21 protein-coding genes are annotated in these 23739 nt (G+C 72.6%); 12 read left to right on the top strand and 9 right to left on the bottom strand.

Going from position 1 to position 23739, the window contains the following annotated elements; genetic code table 11:
* Positions 1 to 268: 268 nt before the first annotated feature.
* The gene (locus ABZU32_RS35080; protein WP_354836526.1) at positions 269 to 1642 is read left to right on the top strand and encodes a hypothetical protein; all 1374 of its coding nucleotides are present in this window, start codon (positions 269 to 271) and stop codon (positions 1640 to 1642) included.
* 194 nt (positions 1643 to 1836) lie between these two features.
* Here ABZU32_RS35080 and ABZU32_RS35075 read toward each other — a convergent pair whose 3' ends face one another.
* The 3 genes from ABZU32_RS35075 to ABZU32_RS35065 all read right to left on the bottom strand — a co-directional run bounded on the left by ABZU32_RS35075 (position 1837) and on the right by ABZU32_RS35065 (position 3282).
* Complete coding sequence (locus tag ABZU32_RS35075; protein WP_354929423.1) at positions 1837 to 2298, bottom strand: cupin domain-containing protein; 462 nt, start codon at positions 2296 to 2298, stop codon at positions 1837 to 1839.
* Between the two features lie 24 nt (positions 2299 to 2322).
* On the bottom strand, positions 2323 to 2454 hold the full coding sequence (locus tag ABZU32_RS35070) for a hypothetical protein (RefSeq protein ID WP_354929420.1): 132 nt from the start codon (positions 2452 to 2454) through the stop codon (positions 2323 to 2325).
* 105 nt (positions 2455 to 2559) lie between these two features.
* The gene (locus ABZU32_RS35065) at positions 2560 to 3282 is read right to left on the bottom strand and encodes a TetR/AcrR family transcriptional regulator (protein ID WP_354929417.1); all 723 of its coding nucleotides are present in this window, start codon (positions 3280 to 3282) and stop codon (positions 2560 to 2562) included.
* Between the two features lie 85 nt (positions 3283 to 3367).
* On the opposite strand from ABZU32_RS35065, the gene ABZU32_RS35060 reads away from it, so the two are divergent.
* Positions 3368 to 3685 (top strand): nuclear transport factor 2 family protein, encoded by a 318-nt coding sequence (locus ABZU32_RS35060; protein WP_354929414.1) that lies wholly within the window; start codon positions 3368 to 3370, stop codon positions 3683 to 3685.
* An 82-nt stretch (positions 3686 to 3767) separates the two neighbouring features.
* On the opposite strand, the gene ABZU32_RS35055 is transcribed toward ABZU32_RS35060, so the two are convergent.
* Positions 3768 to 7292, bottom strand: coding sequence for a S8 family serine peptidase (locus ABZU32_RS35055; RefSeq protein WP_354929411.1), 3525 nt, complete (start codon positions 7290 to 7292; stop codon positions 3768 to 3770).
* A gap of 421 nt (positions 7293 to 7713) precedes the next feature.
* On the opposite strand from ABZU32_RS35055, the gene ABZU32_RS35050 reads away from it, so the two are divergent.
* Entirely contained in the window at positions 7714 to 8133 is a 420-nt protein-coding gene (locus tag ABZU32_RS35050) for a YchJ family metal-binding protein (protein ID WP_354929408.1), read from the top strand.
* A 126-nt stretch (positions 8134 to 8259) separates the two neighbouring features.
* Here the strand turns inward: ABZU32_RS35050 and ABZU32_RS35045 are convergent, their stop codons facing one another.
* Together ABZU32_RS35045 and ABZU32_RS35040 are read right to left on the bottom strand one after the other, a co-directional pair.
* Positions 8260 to 8904 carry a 3'-5' exonuclease gene (locus ABZU32_RS35045; RefSeq protein WP_354929405.1) on the bottom strand — a complete coding sequence of 215 codons (645 nt, stop codon included), beginning with the start codon at positions 8902 to 8904 and terminating at the stop codon, positions 8260 to 8262.
* A 9-nt stretch (positions 8905 to 8913) separates the two neighbouring features.
* Complete coding sequence (locus tag ABZU32_RS35040; protein WP_354836516.1) at positions 8914 to 9447, bottom strand: MarR family winged helix-turn-helix transcriptional regulator; 534 nt, start codon at positions 9445 to 9447, stop codon at positions 8914 to 8916.
* A gap of 85 nt (positions 9448 to 9532) precedes the next feature.
* Here ABZU32_RS35040 and ABZU32_RS35035 point away from each other — a divergent pair, with 85 nt between their 5' ends.
* Complete coding sequence (locus tag ABZU32_RS35035; RefSeq protein ID WP_354836514.1) at positions 9533 to 10180, top strand: NAD(P)H-dependent oxidoreductase; 648 nt, start codon at positions 9533 to 9535, stop codon at positions 10178 to 10180.
* Between the two features lie 126 nt (positions 10181 to 10306).
* Here the strand turns inward: ABZU32_RS35035 and ABZU32_RS35030 are convergent, their stop codons facing one another.
* Both ABZU32_RS35030 and ABZU32_RS35025 read right to left on the bottom strand, forming a co-directional pair.
* Positions 10307 to 11128: a helix-turn-helix transcriptional regulator gene (locus ABZU32_RS35030; RefSeq protein WP_354929402.1), complete on the bottom strand. Its 822-nt coding sequence runs from the start codon at positions 11126 to 11128 to the stop codon at positions 10307 to 10309.
* 150 nt (positions 11129 to 11278) lie between these two features.
* Positions 11279 to 12619, bottom strand: a complete 1341-nt coding sequence (locus tag ABZU32_RS35025; protein WP_354929399.1) for a 6-phospho-beta-glucosidase — start codon at positions 12617 to 12619, stop codon at positions 11279 to 11281.
* A gap of 314 nt (positions 12620 to 12933) precedes the next feature.
* Here ABZU32_RS35025 and ABZU32_RS35020 point away from each other — a divergent pair, with 314 nt between their 5' ends.
* Both ABZU32_RS35020 and ABZU32_RS35015 read left to right on the top strand, forming a co-directional pair.
* Positions 12934 to 14037, top strand: a complete 1104-nt coding sequence (locus ABZU32_RS35020; protein WP_354929396.1) for a Gfo/Idh/MocA family oxidoreductase — start codon at positions 12934 to 12936, stop codon at positions 14035 to 14037.
* 257 nt (positions 14038 to 14294) lie between these two features.
* The gene (locus ABZU32_RS35015) at positions 14295 to 15461 is read left to right on the top strand and encodes a phosphodiester glycosidase family protein (RefSeq protein WP_354929393.1); all 1167 of its coding nucleotides are present in this window, start codon (positions 14295 to 14297) and stop codon (positions 15459 to 15461) included.
* Between the two features lie 111 nt (positions 15462 to 15572).
* On the opposite strand, the gene sigJ is transcribed toward ABZU32_RS35015, so the two are convergent.
* Complete coding sequence (gene sigJ, locus ABZU32_RS35010; RefSeq protein ID WP_354929390.1) at positions 15573 to 16601, bottom strand: RNA polymerase sigma factor SigJ; 1029 nt, start codon at positions 16599 to 16601, stop codon at positions 15573 to 15575.
* A 174-nt stretch (positions 16602 to 16775) separates the two neighbouring features.
* Here sigJ and ABZU32_RS35005 point away from each other — a divergent pair, with 174 nt between their 5' ends.
* The 6 genes from ABZU32_RS35005 (at position 16776) to ABZU32_RS34980 (ending at position 23706) form a co-directional block, all read left to right on the top strand.
* Positions 16776 to 17648, top strand: a complete 873-nt coding sequence (locus tag ABZU32_RS35005) for an NAD(P)H-binding protein (RefSeq protein WP_354929387.1) — start codon at positions 16776 to 16778, stop codon at positions 17646 to 17648.
* A 180-nt stretch (positions 17649 to 17828) separates the two neighbouring features.
* Entirely contained in the window at positions 17829 to 18893 is a 1065-nt protein-coding gene (locus tag ABZU32_RS35000) for a Dyp-type peroxidase (RefSeq protein ID WP_354929384.1), read from the top strand.
* Entirely contained in the window at positions 18890 to 19705 is an 816-nt protein-coding gene (locus tag ABZU32_RS34995) for a family 1 encapsulin nanocompartment shell protein (protein ID WP_354836496.1), read from the top strand. Before ABZU32_RS35000 ends, ABZU32_RS34995 begins: the two co-directional genes overlap by 4 nt.
* A gap of 675 nt (positions 19706 to 20380) precedes the next feature.
* Positions 20381 to 20782: a peptidase inhibitor family I36 protein gene (locus ABZU32_RS34990; protein ID WP_354929381.1), complete on the top strand. Its 402-nt coding sequence runs from the start codon at positions 20381 to 20383 to the stop codon at positions 20780 to 20782.
* A gap of 222 nt (positions 20783 to 21004) precedes the next feature.
* Positions 21005 to 23074, top strand: coding sequence for a phosphocholine-specific phospholipase C (locus tag ABZU32_RS34985; protein ID WP_354929378.1), 2070 nt, complete (start codon positions 21005 to 21007; stop codon positions 23072 to 23074).
* Positions 23075 to 23244: 170 nt separating this feature from the next.
* Positions 23245 to 23706: an ester cyclase gene (locus ABZU32_RS34980; protein ID WP_354929374.1), complete on the top strand. Its 462-nt coding sequence runs from the start codon at positions 23245 to 23247 to the stop codon at positions 23704 to 23706.
* The last annotated feature ends 33 nt before the right edge of the window (positions 23707 to 23739 follow it).

The raw sequence follows: 23739 nt of genomic DNA, 5'->3' as shown, positions 1-23739 counted from the left end.
TGTCGGGCATGGATATCCCAATGGGTGCACAGGTCGCTAATCTGCCGATCATCCCAAATAGGGGCCCAATAGCATGGTCCACGGCTATTTTCGGGGAATGGGTGATGCGACGGATGAATGGCACTTTCTTACGATGGACGGGCTGAGACGGGGTCACTCTAGGCGCGGGATTATCGATAAATTGTGACAAGACTCACGCTGTTCACTTTTTCGCCATAAGTCGTGATTAGTCTTCCCGTGCACGCATTACCCACGGGAGGAGCCCCTTTTGTCGTCGAAGCTTTATCGCTTCGCCTCGGCCGCGGTGGCGGCAGGTCTCATCGTCCTGACGATGACGAGCCCGGCGCACGCCACCTTCAACCCCATCGGGACCGAGCCCGTCGCGCCCTACGCCCAGCCGGTGGACGCCAGCGTCCCCCAGCGCGGGTGCACCACGACGCCGGCGGACCCCAAGAACACGACCTCCGCCGCTCCCGCGGTCCAGGTGATCTACGCCTGGCACGACGGCAACGGCAACAACTACGAGTCCTACGTCGAGCGCATCGCCAAGATCGTCGACAGGATGGACTGGCTGCTCGACGAGTCCACCGACTACGACCAGCACGTCAAGCTGAGCTGCCGGAGCGGCTACAACACCGGCACCTCCTCCGGATACGCCCACGCGCTCGTGGTGCCGGAGAAGATCGAGAACGCCGTCATCGCCGGTGAGACCCCGCCCGACGTCATCGCCGACGACCTGTTCGCGGCCGGTTACGACAACGCCAACCGCAAGTACCTGGTGTTCGAGGACTTCGACGGCACGGCGACCGCCCACTGCGGCGACGTCTGCGTGGCGACCGCCGACGAATGGGACAGCGGCACCCTGATGCACGAGCTGATCCACCTGTACGACGTGGACCACGCGAAGGTCAGCGAGGTGCCGAACACCTTCTCGATCAACGACATCATGATCAGCCAGTACAACGACTGGCAGATCGACCAGGAGTTCAACACCTACTACGACCCGAGCGAGACCTCGGCGACCTTCTACACCTCCAGCTATCCCGACACCCGCAAGGTCAACCTCGCCGCCTACTCGATGTTCACCACGCCGACCTGCTGCGACGTGGGGTACAGCAACGACCTGCTGACCGCGCAGGAACGCACGATCGAGGCGGACGCCCCGTACGGCAACCCCACGGGCTTCACCGTGTCCGGCGGCGGCTGGATGCAGGAGACCCCGCCGGGACCCGACGGGCAGACCTCGGCGCGGTACTACGACGGCCGGCGGTCGCTGACCATGAACGTGCAGTCGTACGCCGAGGGCGCGGTGTCGGTCACCCGTAAACCGGCGGTGACCGCGGGGCAGCGGTACAAGTTCTTCGCCCGCCTGACCACCGGCACCTCCGGCAACGTCAAGCTGCGGCTGTCCTGGTACAACTCCTCCAGCGGCCTCATCTCGACCTCCGACAGCTCGACCTACTCCCTGACGTCCGGCTGGCAGGAGTACGCGGTGTCGGCGATCGCGCCGACCGGCGCGGCCACCGTGCAGTTGTCGGTGGTGAGCCCGGCGGGGCAGACCTTCGCCTACCTGCTCGACAGCCTGCAACTCAACCGCTGCGACAACGGCAGGACCACCGACGGCTGCCGCCTGAACGGCTGACCGTCACGCGGTTCCCAGCGCCTCCGGCCGGCGGGTCGCCCGCCGGCCGGAGCGCCCGTGCGCGCTGACGGCGCAGACCCGGCGCCCGCCGTCCGCGTCCGCTCGTAACACCTGCCAGAACGCCCGTCCGGGCGTCCATCCGCACCACGCGGGCACGCGCCTCGACGGGGTGAGCCGTCGCGGCCGTCCCGCGGTCAGGTGGACGTCCGGGCAGGGCCGGTCCACTTCAGCTCGGGCAGGTTGACCACGATCGCCTCCTGCGTACTGCGCGCGATGACCACGACCGCCTCCACCTCGGGGTCGGGGTTCTCCTCCCGGTGCGGCACGAACGGCGGCACGAAGATGTAGTCGCCGGGCGCGGCGTCGATCCGCACCTCGTGCGGCTCGCCGCCCTCCACGTCGAGGAACACGAACGACGGGGTGCCGCTGACCACGTAGATCGCGGTCTCGGAGTCGCCGTGGTGATGGGCGGCGGACACCGTGGCCGGGGCCACGTGCGTCTGGCCCATCCACAGGCGCCTGGACCCGACGCTCGCGCCGCTGATGGCGGCCCGCCGCAGCATCCCGCCGGTCTGCGAGGTGTCGCCCGTCATCTCCGCCGGGGCCACATGGTGCAGCCGGCGATGGAACGGGTCCTCGGAAAGCTCGACGCTCACGTGTGTCTCCTTGGGCTGGCGGGGTCAGAACCGGTAGCGCAGCACCCAGCCGGCGTTCTTCCAGGAGGGCACCAGACCGATCATGGCCACCAGCAGCCGGTAGTACAAAGGGGCGTGCCTGAGCAGGGCCGGTTCGGCGGGGCTGCCGGTCTCCACCAGGCGCAGGCGGGGATGGAATCCCTCGACGCCGCGGGGGTCGTCCAGGAACCACCGCTCGACGCCGTGCGCGGCGAGCTCGGCGAGGCCGGCGGCGGGCGGGTCTCAGGTCAGGCGCCGCAGCCACTCTTTGAGCATGAGCTCCTCGGCGGGGGTGAGCGCGGCGGCGCCCTCGGTGTCCAGCGCCGCCGACAGGGCGCCGGCCAGCGCGCCCACGCCCGTCCGGGCCTCGCCCGCTTCAGGCTCGGGGACGATGAGTGAGCCGAGGATCGTGTCGCGCACCTGGCGTGACATCGCCGGATCGCGACGGTCCTCGGGCTGGGCGATGAGGCTGAGGGTGACGCCGGCGTTGGCCGCCGCGATCTGCCGCGCCGCCTCCGCCGCGCCGGTCCGCAGCCGTCCCCGCCGCGCGAGCGGTGTGAGCAGGCGCAGCAGCATGGCCTCGGCGCTGGAGGTCAGCGAGCAGGGCGTGCCCGGTTCGATCTGGCCGTACAGCAGGACGTAGAAGGACGGGTGGTCCAGCCCGTACCGCACGTGCCGGTCCCAGCCGTCGCGGACGGCCTCGACCGGGTCGGCGCATGCGTCCCCGGCGTCGCCGTCCGGCTCGACGTACTGGGTGAACCCGTAGTTCACCACGGCGTCGACCAGGCCCTGCTTGCTGCCGAAGTGGTGGTAGAGCGTGGGCGCCCGCACCCCGGCGCGCTCGCAGATGGCGCGGGTGGAGACCTGCCCGTCCTTCGACTCGTTCAGCAACTGGCCGGCGGCGAGCAGCAGCCGGTCGCGGGCACCGGCGCCGACCTTGCTCCGGGAGTCCGTCCGAGTAGCCATGTATCGATTGTAGCGGCGCCTCTGGTATACCTGGTGTTACATTGGCTACAGACCGAATGTAGCGACAGGAGCGGGAGGGCAGGAGATGGACCAGATCGAGCGGTACTTCACGGCGGCCGAGGGGCACGACCACGAGGCGGTCGCCCGCTGCTTCACCGAGGACGGCACCGTCTCCGACGAGGGGCACACCTACCGCGGCCGCAGCGAGATCCGGGGCTGGCGCGAGGCGACGGCGGGCAGGTGGACCTACACGGTCACCGTCCTCGACACCGCGCACACCGGCGGGGACGACTACGAGGCGCACACGCTCGTCCGGGGTGACTTCCCCGGCGGCGAGGTGCGGCTGACCTACGGTTTCACCCTCAGAGACGGCCTCATCGCCGGCCTGCGCATCGGCGAGTGAGCCTGCCCCCGGAGCCGCCGGGCATGGGACCGGCCCGCCGCGACAGCGACGGGCCGGTGGTCGGGAGACGGCGGACCGGGGGTCAGCCGGCCGTCTTGTCGGGGCGTTCGGTGAGGCGGATGGCGCTGACGATCGGATCGCCGGTCCGTGCGACGAAGTTCACGTCGAGCCGTCCGCCGGTGACCTTCACCGTGTACTGCCGGGTCAGCGCGGCGTTCTGGCCGGCCTCGCGGGCGATGTCGAGCGCTTGCGCCGCGACCTCGCCGTCGATGCGGACGTCGAAGACGCGCTGGCCCGGCCGCTTGTTCCGGGTCTCGGCGAAGCCGAGCTCGACGGTGTAGACGCCGTCGGGCACGCCGTCGAACCGGTAGCCGTGCATCCCTTCCCGGGCGCTGGCGAACAGCGCCTGGTCGGCGGTGCCGGAGATCGTGCTCTTCGTCGTGGACGCCTTGCCCTCGCCCACGTGGCCGCTGCCGCCAGGGGCGTACCGCCGGTCGGCCGTCCAGGTGTCGCCCGCGGCGTCGATGGTGCTCTTGTCACCGCCGGCGTCGATGGCGACCCGCAGCTTGGGCACCACGACGGTCACGACGACCGGGAAGGCCGGAGCCCGGCCGCTGGAGGAGCGCACGACCAGCGCGCTTGAGCGGAACTCACCCGGCCGGACGCCGGAGCTGGAGGCGGTGACCTGGAGGGTCACCGATCCGCCCGCCGCGATGCGCCCGCTCGCCGGGGTGACCGTCAGCCAGGTCTGGGCGGGGTCGGACTCGACGGTGTAGGTCGCGTCCGCGCCGGTGTTGGACAGCTCGACGGTGCCCTTCCTGGTGGCGGAGGCGGGCATGACCAGGGTGAGCCGCCCGGTCGAGGCGGTGACCCGGCCGGTGGCGAGCGCGGTGTCGAACGCGCTGCGCGCGCCAGCGGTGACGGTGACCTCCTTGGTGAAGGTGCCGTAGTTCTCCGCTGAGACCTCCAGCTCGTAGTCCCCGGCGGGAACCTGTCCGAGGAAGGTGCCGTCGGCCGCGGTGGTGAAGGAGGCCGCGTCGCCCACCTTCACCGTCGCGCCGGCCAGGGGCTTGCCGTCGTTGGCGTCGGTGACGGTCCCGGCCGCCAGTCCGTGACCCCGAGCGGCGAAGACCAGCGTCTGGTCGTCGCGAACCGCCGCGTCGTCCAGGGAGTACTGCAACGCGTCGGTGCCGTCCCCGTTCTCGATGCCGACCGTGGCCTTCTGACCGGCCTTGTAGGTGTCGTCGATTCCGCTGTAGCGGAACTCGACCGAGCCGTCCTCGCCGAGCAGCGCCTCGAAGGAGATGATCCCGTCGACGCCGAGGAACCGCGCGTTGCGCCATTCGAGGACGAAGGTACGGTTCGGCGCCGTGCCGATGGTGGAGGTGTAGAGCCCGCCCTCGCCGTCGATGATCTGCAGGTCGGCCCAGTACGGGTAGATCGCGCCGTTGGGCCCGTCGGTGGAGGGCAGCGGGCCGTGGGTCGGGAAGGAGTAGCGGTCGGTGCCGAAGCTGACGTAGCCGTTGGTGCTCACGACGCCGCTGGTGTAGGTCTTGCCGTAGAACGGGAAGGCGAACGGCAGGCCGACCGTCTGGGTCTCGTCGTCCCAGACCAGCGGCTCCAGGTGCGTGCCCTTGACGAACGGCTTGGCGTCGCTCCTGCAGGTGTGCCCGAAGGCGTCACTGCGGACGGTCAGCTCGATGTCCTTGGCCGTGTCACCGGTCACCGTGACGGGCACGGTGGTCTTCTCCGAGCACAGCGAGGGCGGTGCGGCCTTGAGGTCGTAGGTCTTGTGCGGCAGCCGCAGCTCGTAGCGGCCGTTCGCGTCGGTGACCGTGGTGGCCGGGGTGCCGGCCGCGGTCACGGTGGCGCCCGGCTCGGGCTGTCCGACGCTGGTGACCGTTCCCGACACCGTGCTCAGCTCCTGAGCGGTCAGCGTCAGGTCCTGGGTGACGGTCCGATCGGTGGAGACGGTGACGGTCGCGGTCGCGTCGTCGTAGGTGAACTTCTTCACCGTGAGCTTGTACTCGCCGCTCAGCAGGCGGGGGAGGGTGTAGGTGCCGTCCTGCGCGGTGGGGACGGCGCGGCTCAGCGGGCCCGAGACGCTCACGGTGGCTCCCTCGACGGGAGAGCCGCCCGAGGTGACCCTGCCGGTCAGCGTGCCGAGCTCGCCGGCCGGGGTGGCCTTGACCGCGGCGTAGGCGTCCAGCATGCCCTCGCCCCAGACGAAGTTGTCCTGCGCGGTGCCGCCGCAGCCCTCGTCGTCGACGTCGACCGCTGTGCCGTCGAGCAGCGCGCGCGTGTTGTCCACGTCGTTGCGCAGGAACGGGGAGGCCGACCACATGAGCGCCACCGTCGCGGCGACGTGCGGGCTGGCCATCGAGGTGCCGGACTTCAGGCCGTAGCCGCCGCCGGGCAGCGCGGAGCGGATGTCGACGCCGGGCGCGGAGATGTTCGGCTTGATCTCGCCGTTCTCGCCGGGCCCCCGGGAGGAGAAGTAGGCGATGTGGCCGCTCGCGTCGAACGCGCCCGCGCTGTAGCTGGCGACGTAGCCGCCGGGCGTGCCGGTGGTGCCGCACGCCGGGCCCGCGTTGCCGTTGGAGAAGGCGGGGAAGATGCCGGCGGCGACCCATGCCGACACCATGTCGGTGTACCAGAGGTCGATGCCCTCGCCGCCCCAGGAGTTGTTGACGATGTCGGGGGCGAGGTCGGGCCGGGGGTTCTGGTTGTTCAGGTCGGTGGGCGCGATGATCCACTGCCCGGCGGCGAGCAGGGCGTAGTCGGGGCACCCGCCGACGGTGAAGCACGCCTTCGCGGCGATCCACTTGGCGCCGGGGGCGACGCCGATGGCGTTGGCGCCGCCGTCGTCGCCGACCATGGTGCCCATGGTGTGGGTGCCGTGGCCGCGGTCGTCGCACGGGGCCTTGGAGGGGCAGGCGCCGGAGGGGTCGTACCAGTTGTAGTCGTGGTCGACGGTGCCGTCCGGTCCGGTCCCGCGGTATTGGGAGACCAGCGCGGGGTGGTCCCACTGCACGCCGGTGTCGATGCTGGCGATGGTGACGCCCTCGCCGTGGTCGCCGAGCTCGTTCCACACCTTGGGGGCGTTGATGCGGTCGATGTTCCACTCGACGGAGGCGGTCGTGGCCTTGGCCGTGCCCGGCGCGGGGTCGGGCAGCGGGACGACCTTGGACGGCTCGATCGCCGCCACCTCGGGCAGCTCGGCGATGTCGGCCGCCAGGGCCGCGTCGCCGGTCACCTTGACGGCGTTGACGATCCAGAAGGGGGTGAAGTCGGCGTGCGCGGCCTTCAGCAGTTTGCGCAGGCCCGCCTGGGAGGAGGCGGCGGTCTCGGTCTTGGCGCGGTAGACCTGGCGGCCCTTGTCGGCCTTGGTCTTGGCCGCGCGCGCGGCGCGCAGGTCGGCGCCGTCCTTCAGGCGCACCCAGAAGGTGGCCTTGTCGTCCTTGGACAGGTCGGCCCGGACCACGCGATCGATCTTGTCGGACGCGGGGGCGGCCTGCGTGGCGCTGTACGCCACTGATTGGGGGGCCAGCAGGGCGAGTGCGGTGGTCCCGATCAGGGCCGCTCGCCAGAGGCGGGGGATGGACACACGATCTCCTTCACGGGCCGTGGGGTACCCGTGGGGGACGGAAAAAGGGGTTATAAGGGGATCTTGCACACCCACGTGGAGCATCGTGGTTGGATCGTGGCTTTCACGGCAAGAGCGGGACAAAGCACGTTAAACAAGAATTAACACGCATATGTGAGGATCGGGCGCGGACCAGCCGTCTCCGCCTGTCGGCCAAGTGGCGCCGACCTGCGGGAACGCCGTCCCAAGGTGGCCCGGCCACCCCGCCTCCGCGCGTCCCGCGCCGGGCGTGGCGGGATCACGCCAACGACGGGATCGGACACGCCGGCGGCTCGTGTGGAGCGGGTGCCGGTGGCTCGTGTGGACCGGGCGCTGAGGGCTCGCATGGAGCGGGCTCCGGGCGCGCGCGCTCCAGGCGCCGGCCGCACGGTAGCCTCGCGGGGTGAAGCACGGCTCCCAACCCCGGCGTACGCCGCCGCGCGCGGAGCGGGCCTGCCCCTGCGGCCTGCCCGCCGCCTACGGCGAGTGCTGCGGCCGGTTCCACGCCGGCGCCGCCGCGCCGACGGCCGAGGCGCTCATGCGCTCGCGCTACGCCGCGTTCGCGGTCGAGGACGAGGCGTATCTGCTGCGCACCTGGCATCCGACGACCCGGCCGCCGCGCGTGGAGTTCGAACGCGGCATGCGGTGGACCGGCCTGGAGATCGAGGACGTCTCCGGTGGCAGCCCCGTCCACACCGACGGCACGGTCACCTTCCGCGCCGGCTACACCTACCGTGGGCGTCCCGGCGAACTGCGGGAGAAGAGCCGCTTCGCCCGCCACCAGGGCGCCTGGACCTACCTCGACGCCGTCGCCACCGCCTGACCGGGCGGCCGGCGCGGGTGACCGCTCGGCCCGCCCCGGCCGCGCGCCTGGACCGCGCGCCTGGACCGCGCGGCTGGAGGTCGACAGCCCGCGGCCCGCCGGCGTCCTATTGGCACGCCTGTGTGCTCAGCGGTCGCCGGCGCCGCTCCCGTGGCGGGCGGCGCCTGGCCGCGCGCGCGGTGGCGCGGTGCCGGGGACGGCCGGCCAGCGCACCTCGGCGGCCTCGGCCAGGCGCCCGTGCCACGGCGGGGCGGGGGCGGTCACGTCGAGGTAGTACTGCAGGAGGCCGGCCGTGGCACGGGCGTCGGCCAGCGCGTCATGGCGCCGTTCGAGGCGGACGCCGGCCGCGGCGCAGCAGGCGGCGAGGGAACGCGGCGCGTAGGCGAGCAGCCGGGCGGCCTCGGCCATCGTGCACACGCCGATGCGGTCCAGGCGCGGGAGCCCCGCCCCGAGCCGGTCGAACTCCCGGCGAAGGAAGGCCAGGTCGAAGCGCAGGTTGTGCGCGACGGGCACCCGGCCGCGCAGCAGGCCCGTGAGCGTGCCCGCGATGTCGCCGAACGCGGGGGCGTCGCGGACGTCCGCAGTCGTGAGGCCGTGGACGCTCCGTGGCCCGAGGTCGCCTCCGGGGTCGAGCAAGGTGCACCACTGGCCGGTGAACCGGCCGCTGGGGGCCAGGTGCACCACGCCGATCTCGACGACGCGGTGCCGTGAGGGCCGCAGGCCGGTCGTCTCCAGGTCCAGGACGGCATAGCCGACCGGGTCGGCGCCCACCGCCGGCCCTCAGTCGTGGTCGGCGGCGGCGCAGAATGCCGCGGATTCCGCGGCGGCGCAGGAGGCCGCGGCCTCGGCGGCGGAGTCGGCGGCGGCGCAGGGGATCTCGGAGCCGGTCGCGGCCTTGCTGAGCAGGGCGTAGAGGCTCTCGCGCTCGGCCTGGTCGAGGGCGCCGAAGACCTCGTCCTCGGCGGCGGCCATGGCGCATTCGGCCTGGCACAGCAGATCGGTGCCCGCGGGGGTGAGCTCGACGATGTGGCGCCGGCGGTCTTCGGGGGAGCGTCGGCGCGCGATGAGATCGCCCGTCTCGAGCTCGTTCAGCAGCCCGACGATGTTGGTGCCGTCCATCTCGAGCGTCGCGGCGAGCGACTGCTGGGAGCACCCGCCCTGGGCGCGCAGCACCGTCAGGGCGACGAGGTGGCGCGGGCGCAGACCGAGAGGGACGAGCACCGTCTCGGCGCGGAGCCGCACGCGGCGCGCCAGGTGGTCGAGCAGGGGGCCCGACCGGTGCGACTGCCGGTCGGCGGCCGGCGGGGAGGTCATGGCGAGAAGTCTAGCCGACTTGACGTTCGGTCGGTGGGGCATTAATGATTTGTCCTACACAAACGATTTGTGGAGGAGAAGCGACATGGCTCATCTGTTGCACATCGACGCCAGCATCCGGGGCGAGCACTCGGTCAGCCGCAGGCTCACGGCCCGGGCCGTCGAGGGCTGGCGCGCGGCACACCCCGGCGGCACCGTCACCTACCGTGACCTGGGCCGTCACCCGCTGCCGCACTTCGACGAGGCCGGAGGGCTGGCACGGATGGTGCCCGCCGAGCAGCACACCCCCGCCCAGGCCGCCTCCTGGGCGCTGACCGCGCAACTGATCGGCGAGATCCGGGAGGCCGACACGATCGTGCTGGGCCTGCCGCTGTACAACTTCGGCGTGCCCAGCACGGTCAAGGCGTGGGTCGACCACCTGATCGCCCCGGGGCTGTCCACCGACCCCGCCACGGGGGCGGGCCTGCTCGGCGGCAGGGACTTCGTGGTCATCGCCTCCCGTGGCGGCGGGTACGGCGAGGGCACGCCGCGCGAGGGCTGGGACCACGCCCAGTCGTGGCTGCCGCACGGGATCTCGATGACGGGTCTGGAACCGCGCTTCATCACCGCCGAGCTCACCCTCGCGGAGGTGCAGCCGGCGATGGCCGAGCTGATCCCGCAGGCCGCCGAGAGCCTCACGGCGGCGCAGCGGGCCATCGACGCCCTGTGGACCCCGGCCCACGCCCTGGCGTGACCCCGGCGCCCCGGTCCCGGGAGATCACCGGGCCGGCATGCGCAGGGCATCCGCGGGGGGCGATCCGGCGCGGGGGGATGATCGCCGGCCGCCCTGGGGCGAGCAAGGCGGCCGGGCTCGGCGGGACTAGGGACGCCCCGGGCTCGTCTGGCCGGCGGCGAGGATGCCGAGGAGGGTGAGGGCCTCCTCGGAGGGGGTGCCGGGCTCGGCGTGGCACACGTAGAGCAGCACGCCGGGGGCGCTGCGCACGGTCAGCGTGTCGTGCCGGAGCAGGATCTCGCCCACCGCGTGGTGGTACATGCGCTTGTACTCGTCGACCTCGACGTCCTGGCGGGACCACATCCGCTGGAAGTCGGCGCTCTCCGAGGAGAGCTGGTCGACCAGCTCGTACAGCTCGGGGCGGTCGCGGTCGGCCTCGGCGGGGGCCTCGGTGGCGGCCTCGCGGAGATGGGCGACCTTCGAGCCGGCCTCCCGCTCCCACTCGGGGAAGAACTCCTGCGCGGCGGGGGCGAGGAAGGCGTGCCGCATCAGGTTGTCGGTGTGGTCCATGCCGTCGAACAGGATGCGCGCCATGCCGTTGGCGGCCAGCACGTCCAGCCGCCGGTTGACGGCGAAGACCGGGGCGGTGTGCCAGTTCTCCACGGTCCAGCGCACCCGCTGGGAGAGCCGGGTCGGCCCCGCGGGCGGGTGGGCGAGCAGGTACATCCGCTCGGCTCCCGCCGCGTCGAGGTCGAAGACCCGCGCCAGGGCCGCCAGCACCCAGTCGGGGGGATCTCGCTCGAGCCCCTGCTCAAGCCGTGCGTAGTACGCGGGATGCAGGCCGGCGAGCGCGGCCACCTCTTCCCGTCGCAGCCCCGGGGGCCGCCGGTGGCCGTCCGCCCGGACCGGGGCGCCGGGCGGCGGCGCCGTCTCGCGCAGCGCGCGCAGCAAGTCAGCCAGAACCTCCATTCTGTCAACGTACGGCGTTCCGGCGCATCCACGGTGGGTGTGTCACACCCAGGCTCGCGCGGGTGATCAGGCGGTCGCCGCGCGCACTCCGTCGATGCGCACCCCCGTCGATGCGCGCATCGACGGGCTCGCGTCGTCGTGCGTCCGGGGTCAGTTCCCTTCGCCCAGGTAGCCGAGCTGGGGCAGTTCCCGTTCGTATCGTTCGAGCAGCCGTCCGGCGAGTGCGACGGAGTCCACCAGCGGGTGGACGGCGAAGGCGCGCAGGGCGGCGCGGCGCGAGCCGGTGGCCGCCGCCTCGATCACCGCGCGCTCGGCCGCCTTGACGCTGGTGACCAGGCCCTGGGCGTGGCCGGGCAGCGGGTCCACCACCATCGGGCGGGCGCCGTTGGCGTCGACGAAGCAGGGCACCTCGACCACGGCGTCTTCGTCGAGGGCGGCGATGGAGCCGCGGTTGCGGACGTTGAGGATGAGCGTCGTGCGCTCGTCCAGCGCGATCGCGCGCATGAGCGCCAGGGCGACCCGGTCGTAGCCGCCGGACGCAAGGTCGCTGGACGCCCGCTCGCCGGCGCCGGCGGCCTCGCGGTTCTCGGCCATGTAGGTCGTCTCGCGCTCCAGCCGGGTGCTCTCCCACAGCTCGAGCGCCGAGCCGCCGGTCTCGGCGTAGAAGCGCCGCTGCTGCTCGATGAGCAGCGCCCCCCGCGTGCTCCGGGCGGCGCGCGCGGCCTCCACGGCCTCGCGATGGAAGTAGTAGTAGTGCAGGTACTCGTTCGGGATGGCGCCGATGGTGCGCAGCCACTCGCCGCCGAACAGCTTGCCCTCCTCGAAGGAGGTCACGGCGGCGTCGTCGGCGAGCAGGCCGGGCAGCAGGTCGCGGCCGCCCACGCGTACGGCGCGCAGCCAGCCCAGGTGGTTCAGGCCGGCGTAGTCCAGCCGGACCACCGAGGGGTCGACGCCGAGCGCGTGCGCCACCCGCCGGCCGAGGCCCACCGGCGAGTCGCAGATGCCGATGACGCGGTCGCCGAGGTGGCGGGACATCGCCTCGGTGACGGTGCCCGCCGGGTTGGTGAAGTTGATGACCCAGGCGTCCGGGGCGAGGGCGGCCACCCGGCGGGCGATGTGCACGGCCACCGGCAGCGTGCGCAGCCCGTAGGCGATGCCGCCGGCGCCCACCGTCTCCTGGCCGAGGACGCCTTCCTCCAGGGCGACCCGCTCGTCCACGGCCCGCCCTTCGAGGCCGCCGACGCGGATCGCCGAGAAGACGAAGTCGGCGCCGGTGACGGCCTCGTCCAGGTCGGTGGTGATCCGCACCTCCGGGGCGCCGGGGACCTCCCGGGCCTGCTCGGCGAGCACCCGGCCGATCGCCGCGATGCGGGAGGGGTCCAGGTCGTGCAGGGTGACGTGGGTCACCCTGCCCTGTCCGCGGTCCCCGAGCAGCGCCCGGTAGACCAGCGGGACCCGGAAGCCGCCGCCGCCGAGAATGGTCAGTCTCATACCTCGATCACCCCTACCCCCGCGTCATGCGGTGCGACGCCGGTCACCGGCTCCACGGGCGGGTTCGTGCGCACGATGTCCAGATCACCCGCCTCGCATCCTCGCCATGCCCGTCCTTCGGTCCTACTCTCGCGGAACCACCGCCTCGCGCGGAAGCACTGCCGTGGGTGCGCGATCTTGCGTACGTGGTCATCGGATACATGGGTCGAACCTTTCATTATTCTCACAGGGGTGGTGGGGCCGGTCCGTGGCAGCGGTCCGATCTTCGCCGGCCGGCCGGTGGGCGGCCGCGCGTTGCTCGAGGGAGTGGGTTCGTGAGGCTGAAGGTGGCGGTCGCCGGGCTCGGCGCCATCGCCCAGACGGTGCATCTGCCCCTGCTGGAGCGGCGGAGCGATCTGTTCGAGGTGGTGGCGGTGTGCGACATCTCGCCGTCGCTGACCCGCCGGGTCGCCGACCGGTACGGCGTGGCCCGGCGCCACACCGACGTGACCGCGATGCTCGACGGCGGCGGCTTCGACGCCCTGCTGGTGCTGACCTCCGGCTCGCACGGCCACGTGGTCGCCGACGCGCTCCGCCGCGGCCACGCCGTCCTGTGCGAGAAGCCGCTCGCCTACACCCGCGCCGAGGTCGACCAGATCGCCGCGCTGGAGGACCCCGAGCGGCCCCGGCTGATGGTCGGGTACATGAAGCAGTACGACCCCGCCGTGCAGCGGATGGCCGGGCGCCTGACCGGCGTGCGCGCCGTCCAGGTGACCGTGCTGCACCCGGGCGACGGCTCGCAGCTCGCCTTCGCCCGGCTCCCTCCGCCGGCCGGCGACGTGCCCGCCGAGGTGGCCGACCGGCTCCGCGCCCGGGACGACGAACTGGTGCGCGCCGCCATCGGCGAGGCCGGGACAGAGGCGCGGTGGCTCTACATGACGATCCTCAACAGCATCTGCCACGACCTGTCGCTGCTGCGCCTGCTCGCCGGCGGGCCGGGCGGCGTGGACCACGCGGCCACCTGGCCGGGGCCGGGCGGGCGATCGGTGGAGCTGTCGGGGCCGTTGCGGACCGGCGGCAGGTACGCCGTCCACTGGCACTACCTGGAGGGCTATCCCTCCTACCGCGAGACCGTGGCCGTGCACCACGCGACGGGCTCGTTCGAGGTGGTCTTCCCCACGCCGTACCTGCTCGGCGCGGCGGCCCGGCTCACCGACGTGAGCGTCCAGGGACGCCTGTCCTTCCAGGACGTCACCCCGTCCTTCGAGCGCGAGCTGGTCGCCTTCCACGAGATGGTCACCCTCGGCGAGCCGCCGCTCACCGGCGTGCGCGGCGCGCTGGAGGACGTCGTCACCGCCCAGCAGGCGGTCAGCCGGCTGCTGGCCGGCCACGGCCTCCCCACCGCCGGCGAGGCCAGGACCGAGGTCGGGCCCGTCTAGCCCTCCCGGGTCGTCACGTCGGTGACGGCCGGCCGGTGGAGGGCCGTTGGGTGCGGTGTGACGTCGTCTATGTCGTGGTACCGCGGCCGTGGCCGGGCCGCCGGGTCGTCGATCGTTCATCTCCGCGACTCCGTGCGCACCCCCGCGCCCGGCCGGGAGTTCGCCTGGGCACGCTGGACTGCCGACTTGGTCATCGCTGTCGGAACCATTCCAATTGTGGTCATTTCCGACACGCCATCGATCTGCAGGGATGTGTCATGGGCAACCGCACAGGCGGGCAACTCACCCGAGCTCGGCGGCTCACGCTCTACGCCGTGACCACGCTGGCGGTCGCGGCGCCGGCGTCGATCGCGGGGACGGCGGCGGCGGACACACCCACCGCCACCGCCACCGCCACCGCCACCGCCTCCGCCACAACGTGGCCCAGCGCGAGACGACCTCGTCGGTGGCCGCCAAGCTCGGCTCGCTGGTCGGGGGTCACCGGCGGCTTCTTCCTCACCTCCGGCGCCGACGGCGTGCAGGGCACCATGGCCGGCGCCTACGGCGGCGAGCTGACCTCGATGGCGTCGGGCGCGCGCGCCGCGCTGATCCTCAAGGACGGCGGCCGGCACCCCAGGATCGCCGACCTGACCACGACCGTCACCGCGCGCGCCGGCCGTGCCGCCTACGCCGTCCAGGGCCTCAACCGCACCCCTGGACTGCTGCGCAATTGCGGCCGGCCCGGGGCGGCGCCCACCTCCGAGCCGCGCCAGGACCTCACCTGCACCCTGGCCGACGACCTGGTCCGCTTCACCGGCGCCTACGGCCATGACCTGCCGTCCGGCCCGGGCACCCAGGTGGTGCTCGACGCCAAGGACCGCGTGGTGTCGTTGGGCGCGCGCGGCGGCGCCGTCGCGCCCGCCCAGACCGTGCTGCAGGGCGTCGGCGCCGCGGGCGGCTGGCTCACCGCCCACGCCGAGCCCGGCAAGAGGATCACGGTGACGGAGGTCGTCCGCGAGGCCGGCGGGCGGCGGGTCGAGCTCGGCCCGGACGACAGCGTCGTCAGCGCCGCGCCGACCCTGGTCGAGGACGGGCGCGTCCACATCGACGCCGTCGCCGAGGGCACCGTCGACCCGGCCGACCTGTCCTTCGGCTTCGCGTGGGCCAACAACCGCCAGCCCCGGACGATGGCCGGCGTCGACGGGCGGGGCCGGCTGCTGCTCGCCACCGTGGACGGCCGCCTGAGCGGCGGCAGCGAGGGCTTCACCCTCGCCGAGGGCGCGGCCTTCATGCGGTCGCTCGGCGCGGTGCGTGCGATCAACCTGGACGGCGGGGGTTCCACCGCCATGGCGGTGAACGGCGCGCTGGTCAACCACCCCTCGGACGCGACGGGCGAGCGCCCGGTGGGGGACACCGTCCAGGTGCTGCCGCCGCGCGCCGGCTGACACCGGAGCGCAACGCGCCGGCCGCGGGCCCGGCCGGCCGGGCTGTCCCAGCGGCCGGCCGGCGTGCGTGGCGTCCCGCCGACCGGGGTCCTGCCCGTGACGGGCCTGCCGTCACGGCGCCTGCCCGCCGGGGTCCTCCGATGGGGGTTCGGCTGCGGCGGGTGGTTCCGCCCCGTCCGGGACTCGGGAGAGTTTGTCGGGGTTGGTGACGGTGTAGATGCCGCGGACCTGCTCGCCGTCCGGGGTGAGGTCGATGACCATGACGGCGAAGGGGGAGTCGTCGGCGAACAGCACCGCCGACGGGTCGCCGTTGACCGTCCGGTAGCGCACCTCCAGCTCCTCCGGCGCCCGGGACGTCACGCCGACGATCATCCGGGCGACCCTGTCGCGGCCCTGCACCGGGCGCAGGACACTGGCCCGCGCCTTGCCGCCGCCGTCGGTCCACATCGTCACGTCCGGGGCCAGGATCCGCAGCAGGGCGTCCAGATCGCCGCCCAGCGCCGCGGCGAGGAAGCGCTCGGTCGCCTGCCGCTGGACGCGCGGGTCGGCCTGGTAGCGCGGGCGGCGGGCGTGCACGTGCTCGCGGGCGCGGTGCGAGAGCTGCCGGACGGCCGCCGGGGTGCGGCCGAGGATGCCGGCGATCTCGGGGTGGGCGTAGCCGAACACCTCGTGCAGGACGAAGACCGCGCGCTCCAGCGGGGTGAGCGTCTCCAGCACCACCAGCAGCGCCATCGACACCGACTCCGCGCGCAGGGCCGGCTCGGCCGGGTCCGGCGGCGGGTCGCCGGACACCAGCGGCTCGGGCAGCCAGGGGCCCACGTAGGTCTCCCGACGGCGCCGGATCGCGCTCTGCCGCGCCAGCGCGTGGTTGACCGCGATGCGCACCAGATAGGCGCGCCGGTTCTCGATCTCCCCGGCCGCCGGGTCCCTGTGTCTGGCCGCCCACGACAGCCAGGTGTCCTGCAGGACGTCCTCGGTGTCGGCCACGTTCCCCAGCAGGTTGTACACGATCGAGAACAGCAGCTCCCGATACCCCGCGAACACCCGCGTCGCGTCCTGCGCGGGACCCGGGCCGGCGGGGTCCGGGGTCTGGGGGTGGCCGGAGGGGCCGGTGGTGGGGTCTTCGGGGATGTCAGGCATGGATGGTCCTTATGTCGTGCCGCTCCTTCCCCATGAGAGGCGCCGGCGGCCGGCGGTGTGACATCCGGCGGCGGGAGGTGACCTACGTCTCACCGGCCGTTCGCGATGTCACACCCGGCGCCGCCTGTGCCTCTTGGGTCCGGACAATCCCGAACCCCGACAAGGGAGCATGCCATGACCATCCTGGTCACCGGGGCGACCGGCACCGTCGGCCGCCACCTCGTCCGGCACCTGCTGGAGTCCGGCCACAAGGTGCGGGCGCTGACCCGCGACCCCGCGCGGGCCGCTCTGCCGCAGGGCGTGGAGGTCGTCGTCGGCGACCTCACCGACGCCGCCGGCCTCGCGCCCGTGCTCGACGGTGTGACCGCCGCGCACCTGATCAACTTCGCCGGCGACTACCGGCCGCTGTGGAACGGGCCGGAGATCGCGGCGGCGGCGGCGCGGGCCGGCGTCACCAGGGTCACCATGCTGGGCGGCTGGCAGGAGGGCACCCTGGAGCCGGCCGTCCAGGCGAGCGCGCTGGAGTGGACCAAGCTCAAGCCCGTCGAGTTCATGGGCAACACCCTGGCCGACTGGGCCGGGCGGCTGCGCGCGCGGGGCGTCGTCCGCGAGCCGTACGGCGAGCGCCGCAGCGCGCCGGTCCACGAGTCCGACATCGCGGCCGTGGCGGCGGCGGCCCTCACCGAGGACGGCCACGCGGGGCACACCTACCTCATCACCGGGCCCGAGGTCCTGACCCCCCGCGACAAGATCCGCATCCTCGCCGAGGCCACCGGCCGGGACCTGCGGTTCGAGGAGCTCACTCCCGAGCAGACCCGCGCGGAGTGGATCGAGCGGGGCAGGCCGCCGGAGATGCTGCTGTTCAAGGTGTTCGGCGACGACCCGGCGATCGGCGACGGCGAGAAGGTCGAGTTCCTGCTCAAGGTGTACGGCGCCGCGCACAAGGCGGGCTCCACGGTGAGCGGCGTCGTGGAGGCCGTCACCGGCCGTCCCGGCCGCACGTTCGCCCAATGGGCCGCCGAACACGCCGACGCCTTCCGCCCATGACCCCGGCCCGCCCTCGGTGACCACACCGGTCAGTTCGCCCTGGCGGGCGTGTTCCTGCTGCTCGCCGTCGCGACCCTCGCGCTGGACCTGACGGCCTGACACCGCCCCCGGCACGAGCACCGGCGGGCGCGGCTGACAGGCTGTGCTACTGAGGTGCGAACGCAGGGGAGGGGCGTTGAGATGACGCAGCAGGTGCCCGCCGGGCCGCCCGGCAGACCGGCCGTCCCGCAGCCGGTGCTGAGCCCGCTGACGACGACGGCGATCTTCCTGGTGGTCACGGTCGCCCCGGGCGGCGAGCCGGTCGCCAGGGAACTGCTGACCGACCTGCCGGCGTTGCAGCGGTCGGTCGGCTTCCGCGCCGCCGACGGCAGGCTGAGCGTCGTCGCCGGCATCGGGTCCAAGGCGTGGGACCGCCTGTTCGCCGGGCCGCGCCCGGCCGAGCTGCACGAGTTCCGGGAGCTGGACGGCCCGCGGCACCGCGCGGTGTCCACGCCGGGCGACCTGCTGTTCCACATCCGGGCGATGCGGCTGGACCTGTGCTTCGAACTGGCCTCGCAGATCATGGACCGGCTGCGCGGCGCCGTGGTGGTCCGCGACGAGGTCCAGGGCTTCAAGTACTTCGACGTGCGCGACCTGCTCGGCTTCGTCGACGGCACGGAGAACCCGGTCGGCCCGGTGGCGAGCGAGGCCGTCCTGGTCGGCCCGGAGGACGAGGAGTTCGCCGGCGGCAGCTACGTCATCGTGCAGAAGTACCTGCACGACCTGCAGGCGTGGAACGCCCTGCCGGTCGACGAACAGGAGAAGGTGATCGGGCGGACCAAGCTGTCCAACATCGAACTGGAGGACGCCGTCAAGCCGGACGACTCGCACGTCGCCCTCACCACGATCACCGACCCGGACGGCACCGAGCGGCGCATCCTGCGCGACAACATGCCGTTCGGCAACGTCGGCAAGGGGGAGTTCGGCACCTACTTCATCGGGTACGCCCGCACCCCCGCCGTCACCGAGAAGATGCTGGACAACATGTTCCTCGGGGACCCGCCGGGCAACCACGACCGCATCCTCGACTTCTCCACGGCGGTGACCGGCACGCTGTTCTTCGTGCCCACCATCGACTTCCTCGACGACCTCCCAGACCCGCCGGGCGCCGGCATCGTGGCCGGAGCCGTTACGAACCCCGAGGTCCAGGTCCCGGACGACGGGTCGCTTGGCATCGGCGATCTCAAGAGGAGCACGTCCCGATGAACAACTTGCACCGCGAACTGGCACCCATCTCCGACGCGGCGTGGGCCGACCTCTCGGAAGAGGCGCGGCGCACGTTCCAACGCCACGTGGCCGGCCGGCGGGTCGTCGACGTCCCCGAGCCGGCCGGGCTGGAGCTGGCCGCGGTCTCGACCGGCCACCTGGACGCCATAGAGCCGCCCGCGTCGGGAGTGGTCGCCCGCACCCGCCGGTCCCAGCCGATCCTGGAGCTGCGGGTGCCGTTCACCGTCGACCGGCGCCAGGTGGACGACGTCGAGCGAGGCGCCAAGGACGCCGACTGGCAGCCGGTGAAGGACGCCGCCAAGCGCGTCGCCTTCGCCGAGGACCGCGCCGTGTTCCAGGGGTACGCGGCGGCGGGCATCGCGGGCATCCGCGACAGCTCCTCCAACCCGGCGCTGACGCTGCCGGCCGAGGTGGGCGACTACCCCGACGTGGTGAGCCGGGCCATCTCGGCGCTGCGCCTGGCCGGCGTCGGCGGCCCGTACGACCTGGCCCTGAGCGCGGACGCCTACACGGCGGTGAGCGAGACCGCCGTCCACGGCTACCCGGTCATCGAGCACATCGCGCGGCTTCTCGACGGGCGGATCATCTGGGCGCCCGCCATCGACGGGGCCTTCCTGCTGTCCAGCCGCGGCGGCGACTTCGAACTGTGCATCGGCCAGGACCTGTCGATCGGCTACCTGTCCCACGACGCCACCAGCGTCGAGCTCTACTTCCAGGAGACGCTGACCTTCCTGGTGCACACCGCCGAGGCGGCGGTGGCGCTCACCCCGGCGTCCCCCGTCACCGCCTGAGATCCGCTCTCCGCCGCCGGGCGGCCGGGGGGCACCGTCGTCTCTCCCGGTGCGACCTTTCGGCGGCCAGGGACGCGTCCGGGCGCGCGAGAAGACCTTCCGGCCGCCGGGGCGGACCTCATGTCCGGCGCGCAGTTCCGCAATTCCCGCGAATGGCCGCTTGTTCGGGATCTTGCGGCTGTGGTCAATGATGTGTTACTTTTCTGCGCGTTCGACTGCTCGGTAAGTGATTCCTGTTTCTCCACCATTCGACTGCGTACGGGGACGCCGTGAGTGTGAGAAAGGCACTGTTCAGAGCCACGAAGCCGGCGCCCTGGCGAGCCATGGGCCATCCGGACCGCTTTCCATCGAACCGTCGCGAGGCACGGCGCAGCCGCTCATCGCCCCATCGCGCCCGCCCTCCCGAATTTCCGTCCGAATCTTGACCGTAGTCGTGTCCGCGCCGGTCACATGGCCGGTGAGGCGCACTTACGCGTGTCCCGCCGCGCGGGACGCGCGAGGCTCTACGTCGTAATCCGGCCGCCGGTCGCACCAGCACCCGTTCCGCCTATTCCGCGCGGCCGAAAACGCTTACCGAGCAAAGGCGCGCATGCGCAACCGCGTTATGCGCCAGGTGGCAGAAATCCATTCTTCTTGCCGCCGTCAGGGTTTCATCGAGCATAAAAGGGAGAGAAAGTGAACGCTTCCAGGATCAACCTCAAGGGCAGGTTCGCGGTCGCGGCGTCACTGGCGGCGGCCGCGCTGCTCGCCGGCGGCCTCACCGCCACCCCCGCCGCCGCCTCGTCGACCTCGGCGCTCGCCGGGACGTGCGAGTTCAGCCGCACCCTCTGCTTATTCGAGGGCACCGGGTACACCGGCGCGAGGTTCACCGCGCAGTCGCTGGTTCCTCCCGCGGGCGTCTGCGTCGATCTCACCGCACACGGCTGGGGCTCGGGGCGGGCCCACTCGGCGATCAACACCGCCACCCAGATCGCCACGCTGTGGACCAACACCAACTGCACCGGCACCCCCCTGCCCATTTACCCCGGCAGCTACCCGAGCATCAGCTTCAACGCGGGCAGCGTCTTCGTGTACTGATCCCCCGAGGGCATCGCACCGCGGGGAGGGCCACGAGCGGCGGCCCTCCCCGCGGGCACGCCGCGGCCCGGCGCGAGACGCCCCCGGGCGCCCCGGCGCTTCGCCGTGCCGAGATTCGTCAACGGTTAACCGGAAATGCCGTTGTGCGTCGTCCTGTTGCTATGCGCAGGCACTGGGATGCTGAGGCCGCCGGAAAGATCGGCGGCCCCACCAGAAAGGACCATGATGTCCCAGGGCCTGTCCCGCAGAGGGTTCCTCGTCGCCGGTGCCGGCGCCGCGGCGGCGTCGGTGCTGCCGCCGTCCGTCCACGCGGCCATGGCCATGCCGGCCCCCTCAGGCGGCCTGTCGGCGATCAAGCACGTCGTCTTCCTCATGCAGGAGAACCGGTCGTTCGACCACTACTTCGGCGGGCTGCGCGGCGTGCGCGGGTTCGGCGACCGCAACGCCATCAGGCTGCCGGACGGCGGCCCGGTCTTCGCGCAGCCGGACGGCGCCGGTCATGTGCTGCCCTTCCCGGTGCACGCGGCCGCGGGCGTGGTCGGCAAGGACCTGCAGTGGATCTCGGCGCTGCCGCACGGCTGGGGCGACGGGCAGCAGGCGGCCGCGGGCGGCTGGCACAACGGCTGGATCGGCGCCAAGAGCGCCTCGACCATGACCTACTACGAGCGCCGGGACATCCCGCTGCAGTACGAGCTCGCCGACACCTTCACCATCTGTGACCAGTACTTCTGCTCGGTGCTGTCCTCCACCAGCCCCAACCGCAACTACCACGTGAGCGGGCACACCGGCTACGAGCCCGGCACGACCAAGCGTGCGATCGACAACAGCGCCTACGACGAGGACACCCACGCCGGCTACACCTGGGGCAACGCCGGGGAGGTCCTGCAGGCCGCCGGGCGGTCCTGGCAGGTGTACCAGGAGTGGGACAACTACGAGGACAACAACCTGGAGTTCTTCGCCACCTTCCGCCGCATCGCGCGCAAGGCGCTGCGCGGCGACTTCCAGAGCATGGACTCCTTCTACTCGGCCCTCGGCCGGGCCGGCGAGGCGCAGCGCGAGCAGATGCTGGCCCGCCTGGACGAGGGCGCGGCCGCACTGACCCCCGCAGAGCGCGCGCTGTACGACCGCGCGCTGCGCCGGGTGCGGCCGGGGACGCTCGCGTCGAGCTTCCGCGCCGACGTCGAGGCGGGCCGGCTGCCCGAGGTGAGCTACATCGTCCCGTCGGCGGCCGACTCCGAGCACCCGAGCGCGTCCTCCCCGGTCCAGAGCGCGCGGATCACCTGGGACATCCTCGACGCGATCGCCTCCACCCCCGAGGTGTGGCGCTCGACCGCGCTGTTCATCACCTACGACGAGAACGACGGCTTCTTCGACCACGTGCCGCCGCCGCGGCCGCCGGCCGAGCGGGCCGAGGAGTACTACGACGGCAAGCCGATCGGCCTGGGCGTCCGCGTGCCCATGATCGTCGTCTCGCCGTGGACCGTCGGCGGGTACGTCTGCTCGCAGATCTTCGACCACTCCTCCACGGTGCGGTTCCTGGAGAGCTGGCTGAAGGTCCGCTTCCCCGACGTCTCGGCCTGGAGGCGCACGGTCTCCGGCGACCTCACCTCGGCGTTCGACTTCACCGCGGCGGGCCCGCGGCCCGCGCCCGCCCATCCCGCCGAGGTCCCGCCGTTCACCGGGCGCTGGCGGCCGGCACCGCCCGCCGACCAGCGGATGCCCGTGCAGGAGGAGGGCGTCCGCCCGGCCCGCCCGCTGCCCTACCAGCCGGACGCCTCGGCCCGGCTGGCGGGCAGGACGCTGACCCTGACCCTCGCCAACCGGGGCGCCGAGAGCGTCCACCTGGCGCTCTACCCCTACGCGGGCGAGCTCGCCGCGCCGTTGCACCTCGACGTGCGCGGGGAGGCCACCCGGGCCGTCCAGGTGCCCGGCGACCGCTACGAGCTGGTGCTGACCGGCCCGAACGGCTTCCGCAGGGAGTTCGGCGGGTCGCTCACGGGCGCGGCGGCGGGCGTGCGGCTCCGCTCGGAGATCGACGGCGGCGCGCAGCGGCTGACCCTCGTGTTCGAGAACGCCGGCACCCAGCGGGTCAAGCTGCGCGTCCGCGCGCTGGCCTACCAGGAGCGGGACATGGCGGTCGTCCTGCGGCCCGGGGAGCGCAGGCAGGTGCCCTGGCCGGCCAAGGCGGCGCACGGCTGGTACGACGTCCAGGTCTCCTGCGAGGAGGACCCGTCGTTCGGCCGGCGCCTGATGGGCCACATCGAGAACGGCCGGCCCAGCGTCACCGGCTGAGCCCGGCACCGCGCACCGTCGCCAGGAGCCGCCGGCCCGCGGGAACGGCCGGCGGCCCCGGGGGAAAGATCGCGTCGCACACCTGACCCCGGCATGACGCGGCTGTGAGGGAGGCTTGGCCGCCGGCTGGGTAGCGTGGGAGGGCAGCGCCCCCTGCGGAGGATCACGCCATGTCTGAATTCTGGGATTTGAAACATCGTCTGTGCGACGCGGTCAACGCTCACCACATGGAACGAGTGCTCGACTTCTACAGCCCGGACGCCGTCTTCGTCTCGCCGATGGGCATCGCCGAAGGACGTGAGCAGATCGCCTGGCTCTACCAGCAGTTCTTCCAAGGGTTCCCCGACTTCCACCAGACGCCCGTGTTCGAGGTGGGCGACGCCGACAACCCCGCGGTGACGGAATGGACGGTCACCGGCACCCACAAAGGCCCCTTCCTGCTGCCCGACGGGCGCGAGGTCCAGGGGAGCGGCCGGCACGTCGTCTTCCGGGCCACCTGCTCGACCTTCGTCGATCACGGCAAGATCGTCTCGCACCGTGAGTACTTCGACCAGCTGGAGCTGTACACCCAGCTCGGCTTCGGCCTCGCGGAGCGCGACCCTTCCCTCCGTTTCGCGGAGGCCTGCAGGTAGACGGCTACCCCCGGGTGAAAGGGGACGGCCACC

Source organism: Sphaerisporangium sp. NPDC005288, from assembly GCF_040607475.1.
In the GTDB taxonomy this organism is placed as follows: domain Bacteria; phylum Actinomycetota; class Actinomycetes; order Streptosporangiales; family Streptosporangiaceae; genus Sphaerisporangium; species Sphaerisporangium rhizosphaerae.
This window is presented reverse-complemented; position numbering and strand designations above follow the sequence as displayed.

What these genes read in the sequence shown, in the direction of transcription:
- ABZU32_RS35065 (WP_354929417.1), bottom strand. Translation starts at nt 3,282, where the DNA reads ATGGCTACTCGGACGGACTCCCGGAGCAAGGTCGGCGCCGGTGCCCGC.
- ABZU32_RS35060 (WP_354929414.1), top strand. Translation starts at nt 3,368, where the DNA reads ATGGACCAGATCGAGCGGTACTTCACGGCGGCCGAGGGGCACGACCAC.
- ABZU32_RS35040 (WP_354836516.1), bottom strand. Translation starts at nt 9,447, where the DNA reads ATGACCTCCCCGCCGGCCGCCGACCGGCAGTCGCACCGGTCGGGCCCC.
- ABZU32_RS35035 (WP_354836514.1), top strand. Translation starts at nt 9,533, where the DNA reads ATGGCTCATCTGTTGCACATCGACGCCAGCATCCGGGGCGAGCACTCG.
- ABZU32_RS35030 (WP_354929402.1), bottom strand. Translation starts at nt 11,128, where the DNA reads ATGGAGGTTCTGGCTGACTTGCTGCGCGCGCTGCGCGAGACGGCGCCG.
- ABZU32_RS35025 (WP_354929399.1), bottom strand. Translation starts at nt 12,619, where the DNA reads ATGAGACTGACCATTCTCGGCGGCGGCGGCTTCCGGGTCCCGCTGGTC.
- ABZU32_RS35015 (WP_354929393.1), top strand. Translation starts at nt 14,295, where the DNA reads ATGGGCAACCGCACAGGCGGGCAACTCACCCGAGCTCGGCGGCTCACG.
- sigJ (WP_354929390.1), bottom strand. Translation starts at nt 16,601, where the DNA reads ATGCCTGACATCCCCGAAGACCCCACCACCGGCCCCTCCGGCCACCCC.
- ABZU32_RS35005 (WP_354929387.1), top strand. Translation starts at nt 16,776, where the DNA reads ATGACCATCCTGGTCACCGGGGCGACCGGCACCGTCGGCCGCCACCTC.
- ABZU32_RS35000 (WP_354929384.1), top strand. Translation starts at nt 17,829, where the DNA reads ATGACGCAGCAGGTGCCCGCCGGGCCGCCCGGCAGACCGGCCGTCCCG.
- ABZU32_RS34995 (WP_354836496.1), top strand. Translation starts at nt 18,890, where the DNA reads ATGAACAACTTGCACCGCGAACTGGCACCCATCTCCGACGCGGCGTGG.
- ABZU32_RS34985 (WP_354929378.1), top strand. Translation starts at nt 21,005, where the DNA reads ATGATGTCCCAGGGCCTGTCCCGCAGAGGGTTCCTCGTCGCCGGTGCC.
- ABZU32_RS34980 (WP_354929374.1), top strand. Translation starts at nt 23,245, where the DNA reads ATGTCTGAATTCTGGGATTTGAAACATCGTCTGTGCGACGCGGTCAAC.